Source organism: Pontibacter beigongshangensis, from assembly GCF_014332515.1.
Taxonomy (GTDB): Bacteria; Bacteroidota; Bacteroidia; order Cytophagales; family Hymenobacteraceae; genus Pontibacter; species Pontibacter beigongshangensis.
In genome coordinates this window covers 1-3,236 of the sequence record NZ_VFSD01000048.1, presented here as the reverse complement: position 1 = coordinate 3,236, position 3,236 = coordinate 1, and the positions used below count along the sequence as shown (strand labels likewise).

Genomic DNA, 3,236 nt, shown 5'->3' with positions numbered 1-3,236 from the left:
GCAGCCCCCGTCCTTTCGGAACGGGGGCTGCGGTGGTGGGTTGGCGGCTACCTACTCTCCCGCCGGTGAGGGCAGTACCATCGGCGCGGCGGGGCTTAACTGCTCTGTTCGGGATGGGAAGAGGTGAACACCCGCGCTATAGCCACCATTGCTCTTGCGCAGTCTTGGTTGCGCGTATGCTTTGTGTATTACTACAGTGCTGTATGAAGCTTCATTGACTAGTTGGGAAAAAGAGCTACTCGTGACGGAGTCAGTCGAGGCGGGCCGGTGGAATCCGGCGGAGCGCGCTCGGGCAATTAGTATGGCTCGGCTATGCTGTCTCCAGCTTTACACCTGCCACCTATCGACGTCATCGTCTCTGACGGCCCTTAAGGGAGATCTCATCTTGGGGCGGGTTTCGCACTTAGATGCTTTCAGCGCTTATCCCGTCCGAGCGTAGCTACCCTGCGCTGCATCTGGCGATACAACAGGTCCACCAGTGGCTCGTCCAACCCGGTCCTCTCGTACTAAGGTCAGCACCCCGCAAATCTCCGACGCCCACAACAGATAGGGACCGAACTGTCTCACGACGTTCTGAACCCAGCTCGCGTGCCACTTTAATCGGCGAACAGCCGAACCCTTGGGACCTTCTCCAGCCCCAGGACGTGACGAGCCGACATCGAGGTGCCAAACCTCCCCGTCGATATGAGCTCTTGGGGGAGATCAGCCTGTTATCCCCAGAGTACCTTTTATCCTTTGAGCGATGGCCCTTCCATGCGGAACCACCGGATCACTATATCCGCCTTTCGGCCCTGCTCGGCTTGTGGGCCTCACAGTCAAGCACCCTTGTGCTATTGCGCTCTGCGCACGGTTACCAAGCGTGCTGAGGGTACCTTTGAAAGCCTCCGTTATCGTTTTGGAGGCGACCACCCCAGTCAAACTACCCACCAAGCAATGTCCCCCACCAGGTGAGGTTAGGCGCCAGGCAACTCAAGGGCCGTATTTCAAGGATGAATCCGCGACGCCTGGCGACGCCGCTTCATTTTCTCCGGCCTATCCTACACATGAGTTACCCAGCGGCAATGCTAAGCTATAGTAAAGGTTCATGGGGTCTTTCCGTCCCGTTGCGGGTACTCGGCATCTTCACCGAGACTACAATTTCACCGAGCTCACGGCTGAGACAGCGCCCAGATCGTTACACCATTCGTGCAGGTCGGAACTTACCCGACAAGGAATTTCGCTACCTTAGGACCGTTATAGTTACGGCCGCCGTTTACCGGGGCTTCGATTCAACGCCTCGCCTTGCGGCTAACGTCCCCTCTTAACCTTCCGGCACCGGGCAGGTGTCAGGCCTTATACTTCATCTCTCGATTTCGCAAAGCCATGTGTTTGTGTTAAACAGTCGCCTGGGCCTCTTCACTGCGGCTTCTCCATCGCTGGAGGAAGCACCCCTTCTCCCGAAGTTACAGGGTCATTTTGCCGAGTTCCTTGGCCGTGATTCACTCGAGCACCTTAGGATTCTCTCCTCGACCACCTGTGTCGGTTTGCGGTACGGGCGGCGGCATATTTAGACGCTTAGCGGGTTTTCTAGGGAGCCGGCTTAGGGACGCTATCTCCGCCCCCGGGGGGTTGGAGTACTATCGGCTTTCAGCTAGTCCGGCGTACTTGACTACCGGTCCAATACCTACGCCCTTCAACGCACTATTCCGTCAGTGCGCGGTCCTTTCACTTCTCCGTCACCGCATCGCTATATGCAGCCGGTGCTGGAATATTAACCAGCTGTCCATCGACCTTAGCCTTCGCATCGGCCTTAGGACCCGACTAACCCTGATCCGATTAGCGTTGATCAGGAAACCTTGGTCTTTCGGTGTGCGGGTTTCTCGCCCGCATTATCGTTACTTATGCCTACATTTGCTTTTCCAGGCGCTCCAGCACCCCTCGCCGGGATACCTTCGCCGCACCTGGAATGCTCCCCTACCATTGTACAAGTACAATCCGTGGCTTCGGTGCCAGGCTTGATGCCCGATTATTATCGATGCCCTCTCGCTCGACCAGTGAGCTGTTACGCACTCTTTAAAGGAATGGCTGCTTCCAAGCCAACCTCCTGGCTGTCTGGGCAAGTGGACCCCCTTTGTTCAACTTAGCCTGGACTTGGGGACCTTAGCCGACGGTCTGGGTTCTTTCCCTCTCGGCGCGGGACCTTAGCACCCCGCGCCTCACTGCCGCGTATATCAACTGGCATTCGGAGTTCGTCAGGATTCGGTAGGATGTGACTCCCCCTAGTCCTATCGGTAGCTCTACCTCCAGATGACTCGACCGCGACGCTGCCCCTAAAGGCATTTCGGGGAGTACGAGCTATTTCTCAGTTTGATTGGCCTTTCACCCCTACCCACAGGTCATCCAAATACTTTTCAACGTAAACTGGTTCGGACCTCCACTGTGTGTTACCACAGCTTCATCCTGCCCATGGGTAGATCACAAAGTTTCGCGTCTACCCCCCCTGACTCTGCGCCCTGTTCAGACTCGCTTTCGCTGCGGCTCCGTGCTTTCAAGCACTTAACCTCGCCAGGGAGGAGTAACTCGTAGGCTCATTATGCAAAAGGCACGCCGTCACCCCACTACAGGGCTCCGACCGCTTGTAGGCGCATGGTTTCAGGTTCTATTTCACCCCCCTATTCGGGGTACTTTTCACCTTTCCCTCACGGTACTGGTTCACTATCGGTCTCTCAGGAGTATTTAGCCTTGCCGGATGGTGCCGGCGGATTCAGGCGGGATTTCTCCGGTCCCGCCCTACTCAGGATCCCACTAGGGCCGAGAAGCTTGCGCAAACGGGGCTCTCACCCTCTGCGGCCTGCCTTCCCAGGCAGTTATGCTTCACTTCTCGGTCCCACGACGTGGTCCTACAACCCCACCCCTGCCGTGACAGGGATGGTTTGGGCTCCTCCGCGTTCGCTCGCCACTACTTGCGGAATCATTGTTATTTTCTCTTCCTCCGGGTACTTAGATGTTTCAGTTCCCCGGGTTCGCCCACCTTGCGGTGTACCATGTCTTCAACATGGTGGGTTGCCCCATTCGGACATCCGCGGATCGCATCGTATGTGCCGATCCCCGCGGCTTTTCGCAGCTTGTCGCGTCCTTCATCGCCTCTGAGAGCCTAGGCATTCCCCATGCGCCCTTCTCTGCGTTCTCGCCGGCTATACCCGAAGGCATAGCCGGCCCGCTTCTTCTTTCTACAGCACGCTTAACAAGTAAGCGTG

At 57.0% G+C, this 3,236-nt stretch carries 2 rRNA genes; both read right to left on the bottom strand.

The features are described from left to right. Nucleotides 1-38: 38 nt before the first annotated feature. Nucleotides 39-150, bottom strand: a 5S ribosomal RNA gene (gene rrf / locus FJM74_RS22005). A 128-nt stretch (nucleotides 151-278) separates the two neighbouring features. Continuing rightward, a 23S ribosomal RNA gene (locus FJM74_RS22000) occupies nucleotides 279-3,168 on the bottom strand. Nucleotides 3,169-3,236: the final 68 nt, after the last annotated feature.